At 72.9% G+C, this 19,235-nt stretch carries 17 protein-coding genes and 1 tRNA gene; 10 read left to right on the plus strand and 8 right to left on the minus strand.

Annotation, left to right across the window (positions count from 1 at the left end; genetic code table 11):
- Positions 1–97: 97 nt before the first annotated feature.
- Positions 98–451: a hypothetical protein gene (locus tag B1759_RS05865; RefSeq protein WP_095514094.1), complete on the plus strand. Its 354-nt coding sequence runs from the start codon at positions 98–100 to the stop codon at positions 449–451.
- Positions 452–536: 85 nt separating this feature from the next.
- Here the strand turns inward: B1759_RS05865 and B1759_RS05870 are convergent, their stop codons facing one another.
- Together B1759_RS05870 and B1759_RS05875 are read right to left on the minus strand one after the other, a co-directional pair.
- The gene (locus B1759_RS05870; protein ID WP_095514095.1) at positions 537–1,199 is read right to left on the minus strand and encodes a thioredoxin family protein; all 663 of its coding nucleotides are present in this window, start codon (positions 1,197–1,199) and stop codon (positions 537–539) included.
- 11 nt (positions 1,200–1,210) lie between these two features.
- On the minus strand, positions 1,211–3,247 hold the full coding sequence (locus B1759_RS05875; RefSeq protein WP_095514096.1) for a protein-disulfide reductase DsbD: 2,037 nt from the start codon (positions 3,245–3,247) through the stop codon (positions 1,211–1,213).
- Positions 3,248–3,374: 127 nt separating this feature from the next.
- Between B1759_RS05875 and rnr the strand changes: the two genes are divergently transcribed.
- From rnr to B1759_RS05890, 3 genes are all read left to right on the plus strand, one after another.
- Positions 3,375–5,588 (plus strand): ribonuclease R, encoded by a 2,214-nt coding sequence (gene rnr, locus B1759_RS05880; protein ID WP_158225139.1) that lies wholly within the window; start codon positions 3,375–3,377, stop codon positions 5,586–5,588.
- Positions 5,589–5,737: 149 nt separating this feature from the next.
- Positions 5,738–6,379 carry a hypothetical protein gene (locus B1759_RS05885; protein WP_095514098.1) on the plus strand — a complete coding sequence of 214 codons (642 nt, stop codon included), beginning with the start codon at positions 5,738–5,740 and terminating at the stop codon, positions 6,377–6,379.
- An 83-nt stretch (positions 6,380–6,462) separates the two neighbouring features.
- Complete coding sequence (locus tag B1759_RS05890; RefSeq protein WP_095514099.1) at positions 6,463–7,338, plus strand: DUF4349 domain-containing protein; 876 nt, start codon at positions 6,463–6,465, stop codon at positions 7,336–7,338.
- Here B1759_RS05890 and B1759_RS05895 read toward each other — a convergent pair.
- The 4 genes from B1759_RS05895 to B1759_RS05910 all read right to left on the minus strand — a co-directional run bounded on the left by B1759_RS05895 (position 7,335) and on the right by B1759_RS05910 (position 13,415).
- On the minus strand, positions 7,335–7,805 hold the full coding sequence (locus B1759_RS05895) for a bifunctional 2-polyprenyl-6-hydroxyphenol methylase/3-demethylubiquinol 3-O-methyltransferase UbiG (RefSeq protein ID WP_158225140.1): 471 nt from the start codon (positions 7,803–7,805) through the stop codon (positions 7,335–7,337). The genes B1759_RS05890 and B1759_RS05895 overlap by 4 nt on opposite strands.
- A 7-nt stretch (positions 7,806–7,812) precedes the next feature.
- Complete coding sequence (gene hemH / locus B1759_RS05900) at positions 7,813–9,090, minus strand: ferrochelatase (protein ID WP_095514101.1); 1,278 nt, start codon at positions 9,088–9,090, stop codon at positions 7,813–7,815.
- Between the two features lie 186 nt (positions 9,091–9,276).
- Positions 9,277–11,460 (minus strand): CYTH domain-containing protein, encoded by a 2,184-nt coding sequence (locus B1759_RS05905; RefSeq protein ID WP_095514102.1) that lies wholly within the window; start codon positions 11,458–11,460, stop codon positions 9,277–9,279.
- 167 nt (positions 11,461–11,627) lie between these two features.
- Positions 11,628–13,415: a M3 family oligoendopeptidase gene (locus B1759_RS05910; RefSeq protein WP_095514103.1), complete on the minus strand. Its 1,788-nt coding sequence runs from the start codon at positions 13,413–13,415 to the stop codon at positions 11,628–11,630.
- Between the two features lie 136 nt (positions 13,416–13,551).
- Here B1759_RS05910 and ytxJ point away from each other — a divergent pair, with 136 nt between their 5' ends.
- From ytxJ to B1759_RS05930, 4 genes are all read left to right on the plus strand, one after another.
- A complete protein-coding gene (gene ytxJ / locus B1759_RS05915) occupies positions 13,552–13,896 on the plus strand; it encodes a bacillithiol system redox-active protein YtxJ (RefSeq protein WP_158225141.1) in 345 nt (114 codons plus the stop codon).
- A gap of 4 nt (positions 13,897–13,900) precedes the next feature.
- Positions 13,901–14,662 carry a redoxin domain-containing protein gene (locus tag B1759_RS05920; protein WP_095514105.1) on the plus strand — a complete coding sequence of 254 codons (762 nt, stop codon included), beginning with the start codon at positions 13,901–13,903 and terminating at the stop codon, positions 14,660–14,662.
- Positions 14,663–14,683: 21 nt separating this feature from the next.
- The gene (locus B1759_RS05925) at positions 14,684–15,031 is read left to right on the plus strand and encodes a DUF2489 domain-containing protein (RefSeq protein WP_095514106.1); all 348 of its coding nucleotides are present in this window, start codon (positions 14,684–14,686) and stop codon (positions 15,029–15,031) included.
- 124 nt (positions 15,032–15,155) lie between these two features.
- Entirely contained in the window at positions 15,156–15,611 is a 456-nt protein-coding gene (locus tag B1759_RS05930; protein WP_095514107.1) for a hypothetical protein, read from the plus strand.
- A 12-nt stretch (positions 15,612–15,623) separates the two neighbouring features.
- Here the strand turns inward: B1759_RS05930 and B1759_RS05935 are convergent.
- Positions 15,624–15,706, minus strand: a tRNA-Leu gene (locus B1759_RS05935).
- Between the two features lie 59 nt (positions 15,707–15,765).
- On the opposite strand from B1759_RS05935, the gene B1759_RS05940 reads away from it, so the two are divergent.
- On the plus strand, positions 15,766–16,533 hold the full coding sequence (locus B1759_RS05940) for a cytidine deaminase (protein ID WP_095514108.1): 768 nt from the start codon (positions 15,766–15,768) through the stop codon (positions 16,531–16,533).
- A gap of 175 nt (positions 16,534–16,708) precedes the next feature.
- A complete protein-coding gene (locus B1759_RS05945) occupies positions 16,709–18,850 on the plus strand; it encodes a hypothetical protein (protein WP_095514109.1) in 2,142 nt (713 codons plus the stop codon).
- 39 nt (positions 18,851–18,889) lie between these two features.
- On the opposite strand, the gene B1759_RS05950 is transcribed toward B1759_RS05945, so the two are convergent.
- Positions 18,890–19,228, minus strand: coding sequence for a hypothetical protein (locus B1759_RS05950; RefSeq protein WP_095514110.1), 339 nt, complete (start codon positions 19,226–19,228; stop codon positions 18,890–18,892).
- Positions 19,229–19,235 lie beyond the last annotated feature (7 nt).

The following is a 19,235-nucleotide window of genomic DNA, read 5'->3' on the forward strand; positions in this document are numbered from 1 at the left end:
GAAGCCGTTCCCATCGCGCACCCTGTGAGGTCGTACCGTTCCACGGGGACCGTGCTTGTCTGGCCGATGGCCCCGACTGTCCCCTTCCCCCTCGATCATGCGCCTCGTTGCTCTCGGGCTTCTCGCCCTTGCCTTCGCCCTCCCGACCCAGGCCCAGACGCTCACCCGTCAGCAAGTCAACCGGCCCAGCCTGCGGTCGACGTTCGTCGTCCCGGCGCACAACGGCGAGGCCCGACGCGTGACGACGTACGCCCGGCGTCCGGCACAGCAGGGACGTCTCTCGCGTCGCTACCGCGGCCTGCGCGCCAACCGCACGGTCCGGTCCACCGAGGTCGGCTTCGTTCGGATGCCGGTCCGCGCCGCGCGCCCGATCCAGCGCACGGTCCGGACGCCGCGCCACGCGTTCGTTCGGCAGGGCGGCTCGTACTACCAGGTGCTCCCGCGTCGCTAGCGGCGCCCCTCCCCTTCCCCACGACGCGGGGGCCGAGGCACGGGTTCACCCCACCGTACCTCGGCCCCCGGGGTCGGTTCAGCAGCTACGCTTCGTCGGCGTACTTGACCGAGCAGCCGTAGGGCTGCGTGGTCGCCGGGTCGACGGACTGGCCCGCCAGGGCCGCGACGATGGCGGGCGTGACGTAGCCCGTCGCGCCCTCCAGGTCGGCGAGGTCCGAGGTCGGCCGGTCGTCGATGGCGCCGTTGTAGACCACGGTGCCGACGGCGTCGATCACGAACATGTGGGGCGTCGTCTTGGCCTCGTAGGCGCGGCCGACGGTGCCGTCCGGGTCGAGGAGTACCGCGGCCTGCTGCCCGCCCTCCTGTTCCGTCCGCGCGTTCATCACGTCGGGTTCGAAGTGGCCCTGCTCGCCGGGGGCCGACGAGACGATGGAGAGCCACACGACCCCGTCCGCCTCGGCCTGTGCCTGGAGGGCCTGCATGTTGCCGCCGCCGTAGTGCTTGCCGACGTACGGGCAGTCGTAGTTGAGCCACTCCAGCACGACCGTCTGGCCGCGGAAGTCGGCGAGCGAGTGCTCCGTGCCGTCGGTGTCGACGAGCGTAAAGGCTGGGGCCGTCGCGCCGGGCGTGGGCGCCTCGGCGGTCTCGACCGGAGCGTCGGGGGCCGCCTCGGGCGCCGGGGCGTCGGCGGGCTCGGAGGCACAGGCGGCCAGGAGGAGGAAGGAGAAGAGAGAGAGGGCGCGCATGGCGGTCGGGGTCAGAGGGAAGCGGTCTGGGGCGCGTGGGCGGCGATCGCGTCGAGGACGATGCCGGGCGTCAGCACCTCGGGGAGGAGAACCGGGTCGGCGTCGCCGCCGGGAAAGAACACGTAGAGCGGCACGCCGTTGCGCCCGAACCGATCGAGGAACGCCGTGATGGCCGGGTCCTGGTCCGTCCAGTCTGCGCGGACCGTGGTTACGCCCGCGTCCGCGAACGCCTGACGGACGGCGTCGGCGGTGAGCGTGGTCTGCTTGTTGACCTGGCACGAGAGGCACCACGTCGCTGTCACGTCGACGAAGACGGGCTCGCCGTCGGCCACCATCGCGTCGACGGCGGCGGCGTCAAACGGCACCCACGCCTCCTGGGGCGGTGCCATGGCGGTCGCCACCAGCGCGACCGCGCCCCCGACCGCCCCGAGGCCGAGGGTTCGGCCCAGCACCTTCGCGCGGACCGAGACGCCGTGGCGCGCGCTCCGCCCCCACGCCCAGGCGGCCATGCCGACCGTCACCAGGGCCAGCAGCAGAAGCGCCGCCGCGTTGAGGCCGAGCAGCCCGCCGAACACCCACACGAGCCATACGGCCGTCGCCAGCAGCGGGAAGGCGAGGCCGTGCTTCAACGTCTCCATCCACGGGCCCGGCTTCGGGAGGCGCGCGATCCAGGAGGGGCGGAACGACAGCAGCACGTAGGGCAGCGCCATCCCCACGCCGAGCGCTGCGAACACGGCCAGCGCCACCGCCGCAGGCTGGACGACCGCGAATCCGAGCGCGCCCCCCATGAACGGCGCCGTGCACGGCGACGCCACCACGACGGCCAGCACGCCCGACAGGAACGCGCCCCCGAGCCCCTCGTGCCGGTCCAGGTTGCCACCCGCCGACGCGAGCCGCTGTCCCATCTCGAATACGCCCAGCAGGTTGAGCGCCAGCCCCGTCATCAGCACCGCCAGCCCGGCGACGACGGGCGGGTAGCGAAGCTGGAAGCCCCAGCCCGCCCCACCGCCGGTGGCCTTGAGCGCGAGCAACAGGCCGGCCAGCGCCAGGAACGACACGACCACGCCCGCCCCGAATGCCAGCCCGTGCGCCCGGAGCGCCGCCGGGCTCTGCTCGCGGCCTCGCACGAACCCGAGGATCTTGATGCTCAGGATCGGGAAGACGCACGGCATCAGGTTGAGGATGAGGCCGCCCACGAACGCGAGGCCCAGCGCCGCCCACACCGTCAGCGACTGCCCCGGCCTCGGGGGCGTCGCGGCCGCCACTGCGCCGCTCACCGGCACGGCCAGTTCGATCGCCGTGTCACCGGCCACCAGGACGCCGGAGAGCTCAGCGGCCGGCTCGGTCGCGTAGTCGGACGCTGCCAGCCGAACCGCCCAGGCGCCGCCCTCGGCCGCGAACGCCTGCTCGGCGGCGTGATCCAGCACGCCCGACTGATCGACGAAGAACGTCGCGCCGTCGAGCGAGACGCCGTCGGGCGGGTTGAGCGTGAGCGCGTAGCTGCCGTCCACCCACGCTGCCGAAGCCGTCCAGTCGGCCGCCGAGGTGGGAAGGGCCGCGCGGGCCGCGTCGAGGGCGCCCGTCCGCTCGGTCACGCCGACGGGCAGCATGAGGGCGACGTCCGCGGAAGCGGGCAGGCAGACGTCGGCGCAGATGAGCCACGTGGCGGCGCCCGTCAGCGCCAGGTCGCCGGAGGCGCCATCCGGGACGACGATCTCCGTCAGGAACGCGGGCGTGCCGCCGTGGGCGTAGGAGACGAGCCCCGCGACCTCGTACCGGCTCGGGGGCGGAAAGCGGAGCGAGCCCGCCTCGGCACCCGTGGGGAGGGTCCAGTCGACCGCGACCGGCTGGCCGCTGTCGCCGGGGTTGATCCAGTAGATGTGCCAGCCCTCCTCGACCGTGATCTCCAGTGCCACGCCGAGCGTATCGCCCGGCGCGATCCGCGTGGCGTCGGCGACGAGGCGAGCGTCCGAATGGGGGCTGGGGTCCGGCTGGGCGACCGCGGCGGCGGCCACCAGCGCGAGGATCGGGAGAAGGAAGACGCGCATAGGGGCAAGAAACGACGGAAGGCAGCCCGGGGTCTCCCGACGCGCAGGATTCGCAGGGCCTTACGGACCCGTCCCCGATGCGTCGGGTACGACTGACTCCATTCTTGCTCGTCTCCCCTCTCCCCGCATGGCCGACCGCCGCGACGTCGACGCCCTCGCCCCTTCGATCCTCTCTTACCTGGAGAAGCATCCCGACCGCGCCTACCGCGCCAAGGAGATCTCCCGTGCGCTCGGGATCACGAACCAGGGTCGGTACCAGGCGCTTCTGGAGGCGTTCGACCGGCTCCGCGACACCAACCAGGTCGCGGTCCAGAAGGGCGGACGCGTGCAGCACCGCGGCAAGCAGAACGAGGCCGTCGGGCGCCTGTCCGTCACGACCCAGGGCTTCGGCTTCGTGACCATGGACGACGGCACCGAGTTCTTCGTCCGCCCCCGCCGCATGTCGACGGCGCTCCACGGCGACCGCGTCCGCGTGGCGCTGGCGGCCGAGAAGCGCAACAAGCCGTCCGACCAGAAGCGCGAGGCCGAGGTGATCGAGGTCATCGAGCGCGGCCGCAGCAAGACCGTCGGCACGTTTTCCACGACCGGCCGCTCCGGATGGGTGGTGCCGGACGACCAGCGCATCGCGCATGACGTGTTCGTGCTGCGCGACAACTGGAACGGCGCCAAGACCGGCGACAAGGTGGTCGTCACCATCGACGCCTTCGACGATCCGAAGGCCGCCCCCGAGGGCACCATCGTGCAGGTCCTCGGGCAGGCCGATGCGCCCGGCGTGGACGTGCTGGCACTCGCGATGGCGCTCGGCGCCCCCTCCGACTTCCCCGACGAGGTGGAGGCCGAGGCGCAGGCCATCGTGCCGGGCATCACCAAGAAGGAAGTCGCCCGGCGGCTCGACCTCCGCGACGAGCTGGTGTTCACCATCGACCCGGCCGACGCGAAGGACTTCGACGACGCCATCCACACCAAAGACCTCGGCAGCGGCATGACCGAGGTGGGCGTCCACATCGCCGACGTGAGCCACTACGTCCACGAGGGCGGCATCATCGACCGCGAGGCGTACGACCGAGCCACGAGCACCTACCTCGTCGACCGCGTCATCCCGATGCTACCGGAGGCGCTCTCCAACGGCGTCTGCTCGCTGCGTCCGCACGAGGACAAGCTGGCCTACTCCTGCATCATGACCGTCGACGGCGGCGGCCACGTCCACTCGTGGGAGATCCGCGAGACGGTGATCCACTCGAAGCAGCGCTTCGCCTACGAGGAGGCGCAGGCGGTCATCGACGGCGCCGACCACCCGATGAAGGAGGAGGTCCTGCGCGCGGCCGAGCTGGCCCGCACACTCACCCAGAAGCGAATGTCGGAGGGCGCCATCGACTTCGACGTGCCCGAGGTCCGCATCCGACTCGACGAGAGCGGCCAGCCGGTGGACGTGTACGAGAAAGCGCGCCAGGAGGCCAACCGGCTCATCGAGGAGTTCATGCTGCTCGCCAACCGGTCGGTGGCCATGGAGGCCTCCAGCCGCGAGGTGCCGTTCGTGTACCGCATCCACGACAAGCCGGACCGCGAGCGCATCAAGGCCCTCGCCGACTACGTGAAGACGTTCGGCCACAAGCTGCCGCACTCCGAGGGCGACGTGCAGCGGTCGAAGCTGAACGACCTGCTGCGGTCGGTCAAGGGCTCGCCCGAGGCGCCGGTCATCGAGCAGGCCGCCATCCGGTCCATGTCGAAGGCGGTCTACTCGCCCGACAACATCGGCCACTACGGCCTCGGCTTCGAGTACTACGGGCACTTCACGAGCCCCATCCGTCGCTACCCGGACCTCATCGCGCACCGCATCCTGAAGCGGATGCAGGACCAGCAGGACGGGAAGATCCCGACCGAGGAGACCCTGGCCGCGCAGTCGGAGCACTGCTCGGCGCGCGAGCGCGAGGCGACCGAGGCCGAGCGCGAGTCGATCAAGCTGAAGCAGGTCGAGTACGCCGCTGCCCACCTCGGCGACGAGTTCGACGGCATCGTGGTCGGCGTGACCAAGTTCGGCGTGTTCGTCCAGATGACGAAGCTACTGGTCGAGGGTCTCTGCCACGTCCGCGAGATGGACGGCTACTGGGAGTACGACGAGCGCCGCTACACGCTGGTCTCGAAGAGCCACGGGCGGCGGATCCGCGTCGGCGACGCGTGCCGCGTCCGCATTGCAGCGGCCGAGCCCTCGACGCGCCGCGTGGACCTCGCCTTCGTCGAGATGCCCGGCCGGCCGGAGGAGGGAGCGCCGAAGCGCAGCAGCAAGGCCAGCCAGCGGACGGACAAGCGCAAGACGCGTGGTGCGCGGCGCAAGAAGCGGTAGTCCGGCCCGGCCCGCCTCGGTGCCGAGGCGGGCCGTCTCATGCGACGTGCAGGCCGGCGCTCGCGCGTCGAGCGGGGCCAACTGGTGCGCACAAGGTGCTGTGTTGTATTCTCTTCACCCACCTTTTCCACGCATCCCCTCCTGCTGTTATGCGCCTGTTCGTCGCGGCCCTCGTTCTTCTGACCCTGCCTGGATGTGTCTCCTTCTCTGAGACCCAGCGTGCCCAGGTCGAGGATGCGCGCTCGCTCGTGTCGCGTGTTGTCGAGGATCCTCGGTTCGAAGCGGTGCTCCTCGACATGGGAGCGAACGACGAGATCGAGTGGGAGGGTCGGCTCGCGTCGGGCCTGACGGAGCGCCCCGCCGACCCAACCCGTTGGCTCGTCGACCGCTACAAAGAGGCAGGCGCACCACAGACCGAAAACATCCGGCCCTACGTCCCCTATCTGGGCTTCTGGCCGCTGAGCAAGACTCGGGCAGCCGCGGGGTACGGCTCGGATGAGATCAAGTTGAACGTCGTGTACCTCGAACGCCCGACGTCGCGCATCGTCCGTGACCCCATCTCGATCGCCAACACGCTCGTCCACGAGAGCGCCCACACGTTCGGGCAGGTCCACGGGGACTCTCAGGAGGCGAGCGTCAACGCGTGCGACGCGGCGTACGTGGCCGGCACCCTCGCCGAGGCTCTCCTCCGCTCCGACGCCGCCGGAGGGGCCATCGGGGAGAAGGAGATCTCGTCGCCGGTCTGCTCGGAACTCTCGGAGCGGCTCCAGGCCCGCGGCGTGCTCCGGTAGAGCGCGCCTTCCTGTGAAGCAGGCAAGAAGCAGAGGCTGGGATCGTTGACGGGGCTCACCCCCGGGGCCCACCCACCCCTGCCATGCGAACCCTCACTCTGCTTTCGCTGCTCGCCCTCGCGGCCTGCGCGGACGACCCTGCGTCCTTCGCCGACGCCACCTACGACCCCGTCTCTATGGCGGAGGCCCCGGAGTCCACTGTGGACCTCGCCGGGGCCGACCTTGACGAGGCCTCTGCCGAGGCAGACGAAACCGCTGCTCGCGCACCGTCCGCCCCGCCGCTCTCCGACGCCGCCTTCGCCTCGCGGCTGCTCCGACGCTCGGCAGACCTCCGCGTCTCCACCGAGACGCACGACGAGACGCTCCGCGCCGCCCGCGCCGTCGCCGCCCGCTACGGTGGCATGGTCAGTGGCGAGGACGGCTCGGCCCACGACGGCGGCAGCGCGATGACCACCCTCACGCTCCGCGTCCCGTCGGACCGCTTCGACGCCGCGCTCGACGCGCTGGCTGCCCTCGGCACCGTCGAGTCCCGCGCCGTGACCGTGGACGACGTGACCGCGCAGGTCGTGGACGTGGAGGCCCGCCTCCGGGCCAAGCGCGCCGCCGAGGCGCGCTACATCGGCTTCGTCGCCCAGGCCAGTTCGGTGTCCGAGATGCTGGAGGTGCAGGCGCGACTGGACGCCGTCCGCGCCGAGATCGAGTCGATGGAGTCGCAGGCGCGCGCGTTGCGCGGCGGCGTGACGCTGGCCACGATCCGCGCCACCATCGTCGGTCCGGCGACCGTGGCCCCACTGCCCCCGGCGCCGGGCCTGTTCGCCCGCGCGGCGGACGCCATCGCGGTGGGCTGGCACGGCGTGCTGGCGGTCGTGTTCGGCCTGCTGCCGCTGTGGCCCCTCGCGGTCCTCGGCACGGTCGGCTACGCCGTGTGGCGGCGGCTGTCGCCGCGCGTCGCGGTCTAGCGAACGTCTCCGGGTCGGCGGAAGATGGCGTGCGTGACGCCGTCCTCCTCCGTCGGCTCTTCGGCCGTCACGAGCTCAGCCGCCTCGGCGAGCGTGTAGAGGTCGTCGGGCCGGGCCGTCTCGACCCAGATCCACCCGCCGGGCTTGAGGACGCGGGCCGCCTCCACGAGTGCGCCGCCCAGGTCATGATCCGCACGCGCCGCGAGCACCGCCCAGTCCGCCCAGGCGTCCGGGTAGCCGAGCGCGTCGGGAGCCCCGGTGGTGACGCGGCGCCGGGCCTCGTCGGCGCCGAGCGTCGGCGCGAGGGCCTCGCGGGCCGGGCCGACTTCGGCCTCGGTGCCCCACACGTCGAAGCCGAGACGCGCCAGCGGATCCAGGTGTCGCCCCGCCCCACAGGCGAGGTCGATGACGCGAGCGCCCGGCGGCACCGCGGCGAACGTCCGGAGGAGCGCGTTCGAGGGCGACACGGGAGCGCTACGCCGTCGGAGCGCGGCCTGCCTCGCCCTCCTCGGCAGCAGGAATGCCGTCCGGCGGGAAGGCCGGGCCGTCGAGGCGCCAGGTCCGCGTGGCGACATGGCGGTGGCAGGACGGGCAGGCGGGCACGCGAGCGCGAACGCTCGTCGAGACGAGGTCCGGAGCGTCCCCTCCAGCCAGCCCATCGCCCCCCGCGAGCACGTCGGGCTCGACGTGCGTGGCAACGCATTCGGCCAGCGCGTCGATCAGAAGCGGGTGGCAGTTGAGGCCACTCGTGACTTCGAAGTGCGAGATGCCCTCCTTGGCAGCCACGTCGCGCGCCGTCACGTCCAGCACGTACGCCGTGTCGACGCGGTCGGAGAGGAAGGAGATCGGGACCACCAGCAGCGCCGACGCGCCTTCGTCGCCGAGGTCGGCCACGGCGTCGCCGAGGCGGGTGCCGATCGAGCGGCCGAACCCGACCGGCGGCAGGAACGCCACCGTCGAGGCCCGGTCGTCGGTGCGCGCGTCGAGGACGGCGCGGACGGTCGCCTGAACGTGGCAGCAGTACGGGTCGTCGAGCGTCTGGAGGTGCCGCTTCAGCGCACCGTGCGCGGCGAACAGGATCTGCACCCGGTCGCGGACCTCGCGCGGGAACCGCTGGAGCCCCTCGTCGATCCGCTCGTTGATGGCGCCGATGAGCTTCGGGTGGGTGGCGTACTCCGAAACGAGCGCCGTCGGCACCGAGGTCGTGCCGTGGGCCTCCCAGTACGACAGCGCCGACCCGGCCATCGAGGCAGAGAAGTGGGGCTGGAGCGGAAGCAGGATCACTTTCGTGACGCCGTCCTCGGCCATCCGACGGCGCGTCGTCTCCATGGACGGGTCCCCATGGCGCATCGCGACGTACGTGCGGTAGATCGCGCCCGTGGTGGGACCGAAGCGCTCGTTGAGGTGGCGCTCCAGGACACCCGCCTGCTCAGAAACGTGGCGCCGAAGCGGGCTAAAACCGCCGATCATCTCGAAGGAGCGCCGGAGGGCCTGCCCCTGACGACGCGCGAGCATCTTGGCGAGGCGGGGCCGCAGCACACGCGGCACGCGGAGGTCCACCTCGACCGGATCGAGGAGCCGGCTCTCCAGAAACGGCACCACCGCGTCCGGCTGGAGCGGCCCGCCGAGTTCCATCATCACCACCCCCACCACGTCGCCAGACGAGACGCGCACCGTGCCCTGATTGTAGGCCTTGCCGGTCAGAACGGCTCGGTCCGGACGATACGAACGCAGATAGGCGAGCGGTGTCATTCAGAAGCGGGCGGAGGGGCGATCGATCAGGGCGCCCCTGAGGGCACGGAGGTCAATTAACTGCCCACGACGACACCTCATGTCGGATCTCGTTGAAGACTGCATCGCCTCCAACCGGATTGACGGCGGCTCCACACCGCCGCACTGCGGCATCCCGGCCCGCCGCACTGGCAGGGCTCTGCGCCGTTACACCGTCGCCACGATCCCGGCGACGCGCTTTTTGAACGGAGGCGAGGTGACCTCCGCCCAGAGGTCAGCGAGGTCGTTCAGGGCGTCGGCGTGGCCACCGGCGTGACGCTGGCGCACCTCCACGGCGGCCGCCTCGGCCGCTCCGAGCGCCTCCGACAGGTCGCCGACCGCGCGGCCTCCGGACGGCTCCACGAGCGAAAGCACGAACCGCAGCCCGCTCAGTGCCACCGCGAAGTGTGAGGCGAGAGCCGGGGTCGGCGTCCTGAGGTCGTCCTCGAGGGCCCGGATGGCCTCGAACCGACTCCAGACGGCCGAGCCGAGCATGTGACGGAGGCGCGTCGGCGAGGGCGCGTCTCCCGGCGCCCCGACGAAGTCGTCGGCCAGCGGCGCGTCGTCGCTGCGGCGTGCCCCATCGGCCGACTGGGCAGCGAGGCGCTCGACGAGGCGGTGCGCGCGGCCCCCCCAGGGCTCGCGCCCGCCGCGGAGCCGCTCGGCGGCGGCGTCCAGCGTCGCCGTGGCCTGCCGCACGAGATCGGACCGCCCGCCCTCCGCGAGCGCGACGCGCGCCGTCTCCAACGCCTGATCGAGGTCGACCGCCAGGGGACGGATGGCCGCGACCAGCCGGTCGCCCGCCGCCGCTGGCAGCGCGTCGCCGAACGTCTCCACGGTCATCCGCAGCCCGTGCGCGGCGACGAGCAGCCGACGCGCGGCAGACGGCGCCTGGGTGTCGAGGAAGCGGGCCGCCTGCTCATCGAACACGGCGACGGCGTACGCGAGCATCGCCTCGGCGGCGGCGAGCAGCGGCGTGTCCCCGTCGAGCTTCGGGCGGACCAGCCCCGGCACCGCCTCCGGGCCTCCTGCCTCTTCAGCAGCAGGAGTCGGACGCGGCGAAGTCGCCGCCTCGGCGCGAGCAGACCGGCGGAGTCGGCTCAGGTCGACCTCCGAGAACGGGTCTTCTTCTGCCGTCCGCGGAGACCGGGCGGGCGTGACTTGCACCGGCCCCAGCACCACGGGGTACGGATTCCGGGGCGGCGACGGCACCGACAGCCGGTCCGTGAGGGGCACGGGCCGGGGCGACTCCGGCGCATCGAGGTCGACCTCTTCGTCGGCCCCGGTGTGGCCATCGAAAAAGGGGGTGTCCGGGAGCGTGGGGCTGAACAGGTCGAGCAGGTCCGCCATGTCGAGCGCCTGCGTCGGGTCCTCCAGGTCCCGACCCGCGAGGCCGTCGCCCTCGGACCCACCCGGGCGTGGCGCAGCGGCTTCGGCGGGAGCCTCGACCGGCGGCAGCGGCGCACCGGATGTCACGGATGAAGGGACGGAGGGCGGCGTGGACGTCGCGAGGGACGCCCGGCGGGGCGGGGCCGGATCGGGGTCGAGCACGCCGAGGCGGACCTCCCGAAAGCGCTCCCGCCAGAACTGGACGCGCGCCATGCTCAGGCCCGTCTGCGACGCGATCGTGTCGGGGCGGAATCCGCGGGCGTCGAGCAGAAGGACGTGAGCACGGCGGCGCAGCGACGGGTCGTCGCCGAACGCCACGACCTCCTCGAGTTGGCGTCTCTCCTCGGGGAGCAGGAGCGCGGGCTCGGCCAGTGTGCGCCGCATGCGCAGGATGCCTCGCTCGAAGGCCGACTGCTCGACCGCCTCCAGCCCGCGAGCCTCGAACACCGGCCCGACTAGCGCCAGCACGTCCGCCCCGGAGGCCGAGACGATCTCGACCTCGTTGGACACCTCACGGGCGCCGGGCACCTCGTACACGACCACGTCGAACGAGAGCCGCCCCACCGGGATGGGGCCGTCGAACACCCTCCGCGGCGTCCGGTACTGCCGGAGGGTGAGCAGGGGGCGCAGCGCGTCCTCGCCGATGGCGGCACGCACCGTGTCCGCGACGACGCTCGGCGGCAGATCGAGCGGGGCATCGCCGACCGGCTCCTCCAGGTCCACCTCGGCCGACGCCTCGGCACTCTCGCCGAGCGTCCGCAGTGAGGCACCGACGCGGCCCCCTTCCTCTCTCACCCGGAGCCCCAACCCGCGCCGCAGCAGCTCGCCGTCGTCGGTGTCGTAGTACCGATCCAGCACCCGGACCGGAGGCTGCGGCTCCAGCCGAAGCCCGCCGATCTCGGCGGCCTGGACGAGGACCGAGAACGGCCCCGGTCGACGAGCGACGTAGGTGATGGGGGGCATGGAAGGGGGACGGGCGCCCGTGTCAACATAGCGCCCAAACGGCCCATTTTCGGGCACTGTGAATATCTAGGAGCCGCGCGGGCGACCCGACGGAAGGCATGTGAACGGAGCCCGCGGGGTGGACGGCCGCGACGGAGACGCCTGTGCGCGGGGTAACGACCCCGTGCTCACGCCGCCCCCGCCAGCGCCTCGGCTTCGGCGACCAACACCTCCACGGCGTCGAGGCCGCGGTCCCAGAAGCCGGGGTCGCGCAGGTCGATGCCGAGGCGGCCGACCAGCACGTGCGGCCAGTCGGAGCCACCCGCGGCCAGCAGGTCGCGGTACTGCCGCGCGAAGCCCTCCCCTTCAGACTGGTAGCGCGCGTACAGCGCCAGCACCAGCAGCTCGCCGAAGGCGTATGCGTAGACGTAGCCCGGCGTGTGGACGAAGTGGGGGATGTAGCTCCACCACATCCGGTACCCCTCGGTCAGCGTCACCGAGTCGCCGTAGAGGGCCGCCTGGGTGCTCATCCAGTGGTCCGCGAAGTCGTCCACGGACAGCTCGCCACGGTCGCGGCGGTGAGCGTGGATGCGCGCCTCGAAGCGGTTCATGGTGACCTGCCGGAAGACGGTCGCCATGGTGTCGTCGATCTTCTCGACGAGCAGCGCGAGGCGGTCGGCGGGGGCCTCCAGGCCGGCCAGCGTGCGCTGGAACGTCAGCATCTCGCCGAAGACGGAGGCCGTCTCGGCGGTCGTCAGCGGCGTGTCGGCGTGGTAGACGCCCTGCTCGCGCGCGAGGTACTGGTGGACGCCGTGGCCCAGCTCGTGGGCGAGCGTCTGCACGTCGCGGAGCTGGCCGGTGTAGTTCATCAGGATGTACGGGTGCGCGCTCGGCACGGCCCCGTGGCTGAACGCGCCGCCCCGCTTGCCCGCCTCCGGTGGCGCGTCGATCCAGCGCTCCTCGAAGAAGCGGTCCACGATGCTCCCCATCTCGGCGTCGAAGTCGGTGTAGGCCGCGGTGACGGTCGCGCGGGCCTCGTCCCAGGGGACGAACGCAGCCACCTCCGCCGTCGGCGCGTAGCGGTCGTAGTCGAACAGCTCGTCCAGCCCGAGGAGGCTCCGCTTGAGGCGGTAGAACCGGGCGACCAGGTCGTAGCGCCCCGTGACGGCCTCCACGAGCGCGTCGACGGAGGCCGCGTCGATCTCGTTGGCCTCGTTGCGACTCGCGATCCACGAGTCGTACCCGCGCAGCTTGTCGCTCGACGCCTTGTCGGCCAGGATGGTGTTGAACACGTAGGCCAGGGGGCGCTGGAGGTCGGCCAGCCCCTCGGTCACGCCCGCGTGCACGTCTCGGCGAAGGCCGCGGTCGGCGTCGTGCAGCTTGGACGTCGCCTGCTGGAGCGGCAGCGCCTCGCCGCGCACGGTGAAGCGCGCCGCGCCGAGCGTCTCGTCGAAGAACCGGTTCCAGGCGCTCCAGCCGGTCACCGACTTCTCGGAGAGGATGCGCTCCTCGGGCTCCGAGAGGACGTGGTCCCGTGCCTCGGTCTTGAGCTCCAGGTAGTGGCGGTACGGCGCGAGCACGTCCTCCTCGATGAGCGCGCGGGTGTGCTCAGGGTCCATCCGCGCCCACTCCACGTCCACGAACAGCAGCTCCTGTCCGATCCGCGAGTACGCCTCGCGGACGCGCTGCAGCCGTGCCCCCGCCTCGGCCGACTCGGTGTCGGTGCTCCAGGCGAGGTAGGCATAGGTGTAGGCCCGGCCTGCGCGGTCGTGGACCTCGGCGAGCGCCGCGAAGGCCTCCGCCAGCGTCGCCGCGTCGAGCGTGGCGAGGGTCCCGCGATAGCGCCCGGCCAGCGCGAGCGCGTCCGCCTCGGCCAGGTCGAGGTCCGCCGCGAGGGCGTCGTCGGAGGGGTAGAGATCGGAGAGGTCCCAGCGGACCTCCTCGGCACCGGTCAGGACGGCGGGTTCGGCAGACATGAAGAGTCGAGATGGGGAATTTCCCCGCAGGGACGGACGGGCCACGGGAGCCGAGCGACGGTACCTTCCAGCGTGGGTCGGCTGGCGTCGAAGGGCGATGCCAAAGGTACGGCCCCGCACACATGCCAATTCCCCCATGGCCAAGGTCCAGGAACTCACGTCCATCGCCGACGCGGACGCGATGTTCGCCGCCTCCAACGAGGCCCCCGTCTATCTGTTGAAGCATTCCATCGCGTGCCCCATCTCCGCCCGCGGCCAGATGGAGTTCGTCGGGATGGAGGGCGACGACGACCCCGACATGTACGCCGTGGTGGTCCAGTACGCCCGCGACGTGTCGGCCTACATCGCCGAGCAGCTCCACGTCCAGCACGAGACGCCGCAGGCGATCCTGATCCACAACGGCGAGGCCGTGGACGTGAAGAGTCACGGCTCGATCCGCCTCGGCGCCCTCCGCGAGGCCGCCGCCGCGCTCTCGGCCTAACCCGGTGACGCGTCTCGCCTTCCTGCTCTCCGCCCTCGTCGCCTTTCCGGCGTGCGGCCCCGCCTCGCCCCCCGAGGCCGACGGTCCCACGCGCGAGGCCGCCCCGCGGGTGACCCTCCCCACCGCCGACGGACCGGTCGACCTCGCCTCCCTGGTCGGCCGACCGGTCGTGCTCCACTTCGCCACCGCCGACGACGCCGACGCCTGGGCCTCGCTCGCCGACGCCCTCGGCGACCTCGAAGCCGCCGGGGCCGCCGTCGTCGCGGTGACCGTCGACGGCGCCGAGGACGAGGCCGCACGCGCGTTCGGCTACGACGGCACCGCGCTGGCGGTCGTGGTGGACGGCGAGGGCACCGTCCGTGGCCGCATGACGCCGCACTCCGGCGACGACCTGTTCGCGCTCGCGGGGCCTGTGCTCGCCGAGGTGGACCTCGCCTCGACAGTCTCCTGGGAGGGCGCCGACACGCTCGACGGCCTCACCGAGGCGGGCGGCGTGGTGGTGGACGTGAGCGAGGCAGGCGACCCGGTCCTCGACGCCGACCTCCACATCGCCGCCGACACCCTCGCCGCGCGCGACCTCCCCGCCGACCTCGGCACGCCGCTCGCCTTCATCGGCCCCGACGCGGCCGAGGCGGCCGAGCGCGCCACCCGGTGGGGCTACGCGGCCGTCTTCGTCGCCGACGCCGAGGGCGACCTGACGCCGGTCGAGCCCGAGATCCGACCCGCAACGGACCGGCCGATTCGTACGGGCGGCGTTCGGGGATAGGCGGACGCGTCCCCTCATCCCATGGACTCCGTCACCGAGCGAGCACGTCGGGCGGAGTCGGTCGCTGTCGCGCAGGCCGTCCTCCTCGGAGACCTCGACGCGGTTCGAGGGGCATGGGGGCTCAGCCGTCTTCGACACGACTGGGAGGCGGAGGACGACCCGGACTTCCTGTTCATGAGTGGCGTCGCGTCGGAGACCGACGGTTTCCCACTCGGCCCTGAGCGGTCGCACTGGCATCCGTCCGCACTCGCCAGGAACGATGCCGAGTTGGCCGAGGTCATCGCGTGGTGGGACGCGAGCGTGCGAGAGGCATGCCGCCGGATCGTGGATCGGTACGGACCGACGGTACTGGGGCCTGTTGCGCGCTGAGTGCGTCCCCGGGTCGGCTGAGGGTTTCCTGAGGATCGGCCGGATGGCTCGCTGGCGAAGGATCCCCCCTTCCGGTCTGGCTGCGGACGGGTCGATGTTGAGCCTCCCACCACAGCTCTGGCCCATGACCTCCGACCTCCGCATCGTCGGCCTCTACGAAGACGCCGTCTCGACCTCTCACGCTGGCGACAGCATCACCTCCATCGTGCTGCGTCTCTCCGCCGCGCCCGACGAGGCCTGGGTCGAGGCCTTCCACCACGAGTGGGCGCTGACGAGTTACCCGCGCAAGCGCAACGCCCGCATCGGCGCGGTCAAGGTCCCCGGCACCGCCGACGCGCGGCGCGGGCTGGTGCTGTTCGCCTCCCCCGAGGACTACGTCGCCCACCACAAGCGGTACCTCGAGGACGCCGTGCTCCGCGCCAACGACCGCGTCCGCCAGAAGCTCGACCAGCGGGACGCCACCATCGCCGAGGCCGCCCGCACCATCCGCGAGATCAACCGGACGTACTACGGCGACGCGCCTCCCAGCCCGACGGTGCGGGCTGCGCCCGGCACGCCGATCGTCCGGCTGGCGGTGTAGCCGCACCCGAGGTGCCGGAGGCGGGACTCGAACCCGCAGGGCTTTCGCCGGCGGATTTTAAGTCCGCTGTGTTTGACCAGTTTCACCACTCCGGCGGGGAGCCGCATCGGCGGCGGCGGTCCGGGCGTAAGCTACGCGCCCGACAACCGCCCCCATGCCCGACCGTCTCCGCGACCACGCCCACGCCGTCGCCGCCCGCTCGCACGTCCCGTACGTGGGCCCCGGCGTCGGCGCGGCCGTGCTGCTGGCCGACGGCCGCTGGGTGGACGCCGCACGCATCGAGGTCGCCTCGTTCCCGCTGTCGATCCCGGCGCTCCAGGGCGCCCTCGCGCTGGCCCTCCTGGCGCGCACGACGGTCGTCGCCGTGGCCCGCAGCACGGCCTTCGCCCCTGCCGACCTCGGTGTGATCGCGGAAGCAGCGGGCGGCTCGTGGCACCTCGCCGCCCCCGACCTCGCCGTCCGCGACGAGGCCGACCTGCCCGCCGTGGGCGACCGGGTCGCGTCCGTCACCGAGGTGGGCGCCCTGACGGCCGAGGCGGGCGCCGCGCTCGCTCTCGAAGCCTCGCGTGCCGCCGTCGTCCCGGCCTCGGACTTCCCCGTCGGCGCCGCCGTCGTGGACGAGGCCGGGCGGGTCGTGCTCGGGGCCAACGTCGAGGTCCCGACGGATTGGACGCGCGGGCTCTGCGCCGAGCGGACCGCCCTCGTCGCCGCCGTCGCCGCGGGCCTCGGTCCGATCCGGACGCTCTACGTGGCCTGCGTCAAGGCGCCCGGCGGGACGCCCTGTGGCGGATGCCGGCAGGTGATCGCCGAGTTGGCCCCCGACTGCAGCGTCGTGCTCTGGCGCGACGGCGAGACGCCGGACCTCACGACGCCCGCCGCCCTTCTGCCCGGCGCCTTCGACGGCCGCGCGCTGGGGCGATGACGGCAACGACACGCTCTGAGTGGCGCGCTGGAGACCAGAGTAGCGTGTTGCGTACTGCGGCCAGCAATCGGTCCCGTGATATGGAACACGCACCCTGTCCCCGGAACCCTCCGAGAGCGGAGGGGAATGCAATCCGGCCCCGTGCCCCCCGTTCCGCCGCTCTCCCCTCTCACTCGTGGACCTGACCTTCACCGTCTCCCCCGTCGTCCTGGCGGTCAGCGCCGTCGCCGCGGGGGCGCTCGCGTGGTGGAGCTACGGCCGGAGCACGCCCGCCGTCTCGGGTCCCCGGCGGGTCGGGCTGGCCGCGCTACGGTTTGCGGCGCTCTTCCTGGTCCTGCTGCTGCTCGTGGACCCGGTCTGGCGACGCATCACGCGCACTGGCGAGCCGCCGCTGCTGGCCGTCCTCGTCGACGACAGCGAGAGCCTCCGCCTGGGGCCCGACGGCGCCACCCCGGCCGACCGCGTCCGCGCCGCCCTCGACGGCCTCCCCGCCGACGCCGCGCTCCGCTTCTACCGCTTCTCGTCCGACGCCACCCCGTCCGGCGCCGAGTTGCCCGGCGACAGCCTCACGTTCGCGGGCGAGCGGACCGACGTGGCCGCGGCCCTCTCGCGCGTCGAGGCCGACTTCGCCGGACGCAACCTCCGCGGCGTGGTGCTGGTCTCCGACGGGCGTGTGACCGACGGGCGCAACCCGGCCTACCTCGCCGAGCGCTTCCCGGTGCCCATCCACACCGCCGTCGCGGGCGACAGCATCTCCTCGCGCGACGTGCGGCTGGAGCGCGCCGTGACCAACGACGTGGCCCGTGTCGGCAGTCCGCTTCCCATCCAGGCAGGCCTCCGGGCGACGGGGTACGAGGGGCAGACGACCGCCGTCACCGTCTCCTCGGGCGGCACCGTGCTCGCCCGCCAGACCGTCGCCGTGCCCGCCGACGGCGCCGAGGCGGTCGTCGATCTCAGCATCACGCCCACCGCGCCGGGCGTCCGCCGCTACACCATCGCCGTCGCGCCGCTCCCCGGCGAGGCGACGACGCGCAACAACAGCCGCACCGTCACGGTCCGCGTCCTCGACGACGACCGCCGCGTGCTGCTGGTCGCCGCCGGGCCCAGCCCCGACCTGGCCGCCCTCCGCGCGGTCCTCGACGCCGACGACTCCATCGACCTGACCGTCCGCACCCAACGGTCGCCGGGCCAGTTCTACGAGGGCGCCCTGCCCGACGCCGTGGGCCGGTTCGACCTGCTCCTGCTGGCGGGCTACCCCGGCGCCGCGGCCGACCCCGGCCAGTCCCAGCGCCTCGCCGAGGCGGTCGCGGGCGGCCTCCCGGTCGTCTTCGTGCAGACCTCGGCCACCGACCTGTCGCGCCTCAGCGCGGCCTTCGGCGACGTGCTGCCGGTGGCCGCGGCGCAGGTGCGCGGCGGCGCCGTCGAGGCGGCCCTGGCGCCGACCGCCGCGGGCGAGGCGCACCCCGTCTTCGATGGCCTGGGCGTCGCCCCCGCCCGCCTCAGCGCCCTCCCGCCGCTCGCCGTCTCCCCGACCCGCTGGGCGCTCCAGCCCGGCGCGCGCGTCCTCGCCACCGTCCGCCGCGGCACCGCGACGCTCGACGTGCCGATGCTCGCCCTCCGGCAGAACGGCGCTGTCCGCTCGGCGGCGCTTCTCGGCGCAGGCTCCTGGCGCTGGCGCACGCTCCCCGACGACCTCGACGACCTCCGGGGCGTCTACGGCACGCTCGTCGACCGGCTCGTCCGCTGGACGACCGCCACACGCGACCGGCGGCCCGTGCGCGTCCGCCCCGACCGCGCGCTGTTCGGCGAGCGCGACCGCGTCACGTTCACCGGCCAGGTCTACGGCGAGTCGCTCGCCCCCGTCGACGACGCCCGCCTGGAACTGTCCGTCCGCGCCCCCGGCGGGGCCGTCGAGCGCGCGACGATGCGCCCGCTCGGCAACGGCCGCTACGTGGCCGACCTCGGCGTCCGCCCCCCCGGGGCCTACACGTTCACCGCCGAGGCCGCGCGCGGCGGCCAGCGCCTCGGCGACGACCGCGGCACCTTCGGCGTCGGTCGCCTGGCGGCCGAGTTCCGCGAGCCCGGCGCCGACCCGGCGCTCATGCGGCAGGTCGCGACCCGCTCCGGCGGCTCGGTGGTCGCCCTCGACACGCTCGGCGCGTTCGTGGACGGCCTCCGTCAGTCCGGTGCCCTCGCCGACCGCCCGCTCGTCCGCGAGGAGGAGACGCCGCTGCTCACCCTCAGTTGGCTCCTCGCCGTCGCACTGGGACTGCTCACCATCGAGTGGGTCTGGCGCAAACGGATCGGGATGGTGTGACCTCGCGCGCCTGGGCACCGAGCCCGAGCGAGCGCTTGCCTACCGCCGCGACGCGCGCCAGTGGCCGGCCACGCCCAGCACGGTGACCACCAGCGCGTACAGCATCGAGGCGGTGATCCACGACGGCCGCTCGCCCAGGTGACCCGTCAGCGCCAGCACTCCCGCGGGCAGGTAGAACATCAGCACGCGCAGGAAGCCGCCGACGGCGCGTCCCACGGCGAAGAGGGCCCGCACCAGCCCGTCCAGGCTCCACCCGGACAGCTTGCCGGGGATGCGCGCCACGCGCTCGACCGCCTCCACGATGCCGTCGTTGAAGTCCTCGGCGAAGTCCGCCGACCAGTCCCCGAACGTCTCGATGGCGTGGATCAGGCGAGACATCGGGAGA

The organism is Rubrivirga sp. SAORIC476 (assembly GCF_002283555.1).
In the GTDB taxonomy this organism is placed as follows: domain Bacteria; phylum Bacteroidota; class Rhodothermia; order Rhodothermales; family Rubricoccaceae; genus Rubrivirga.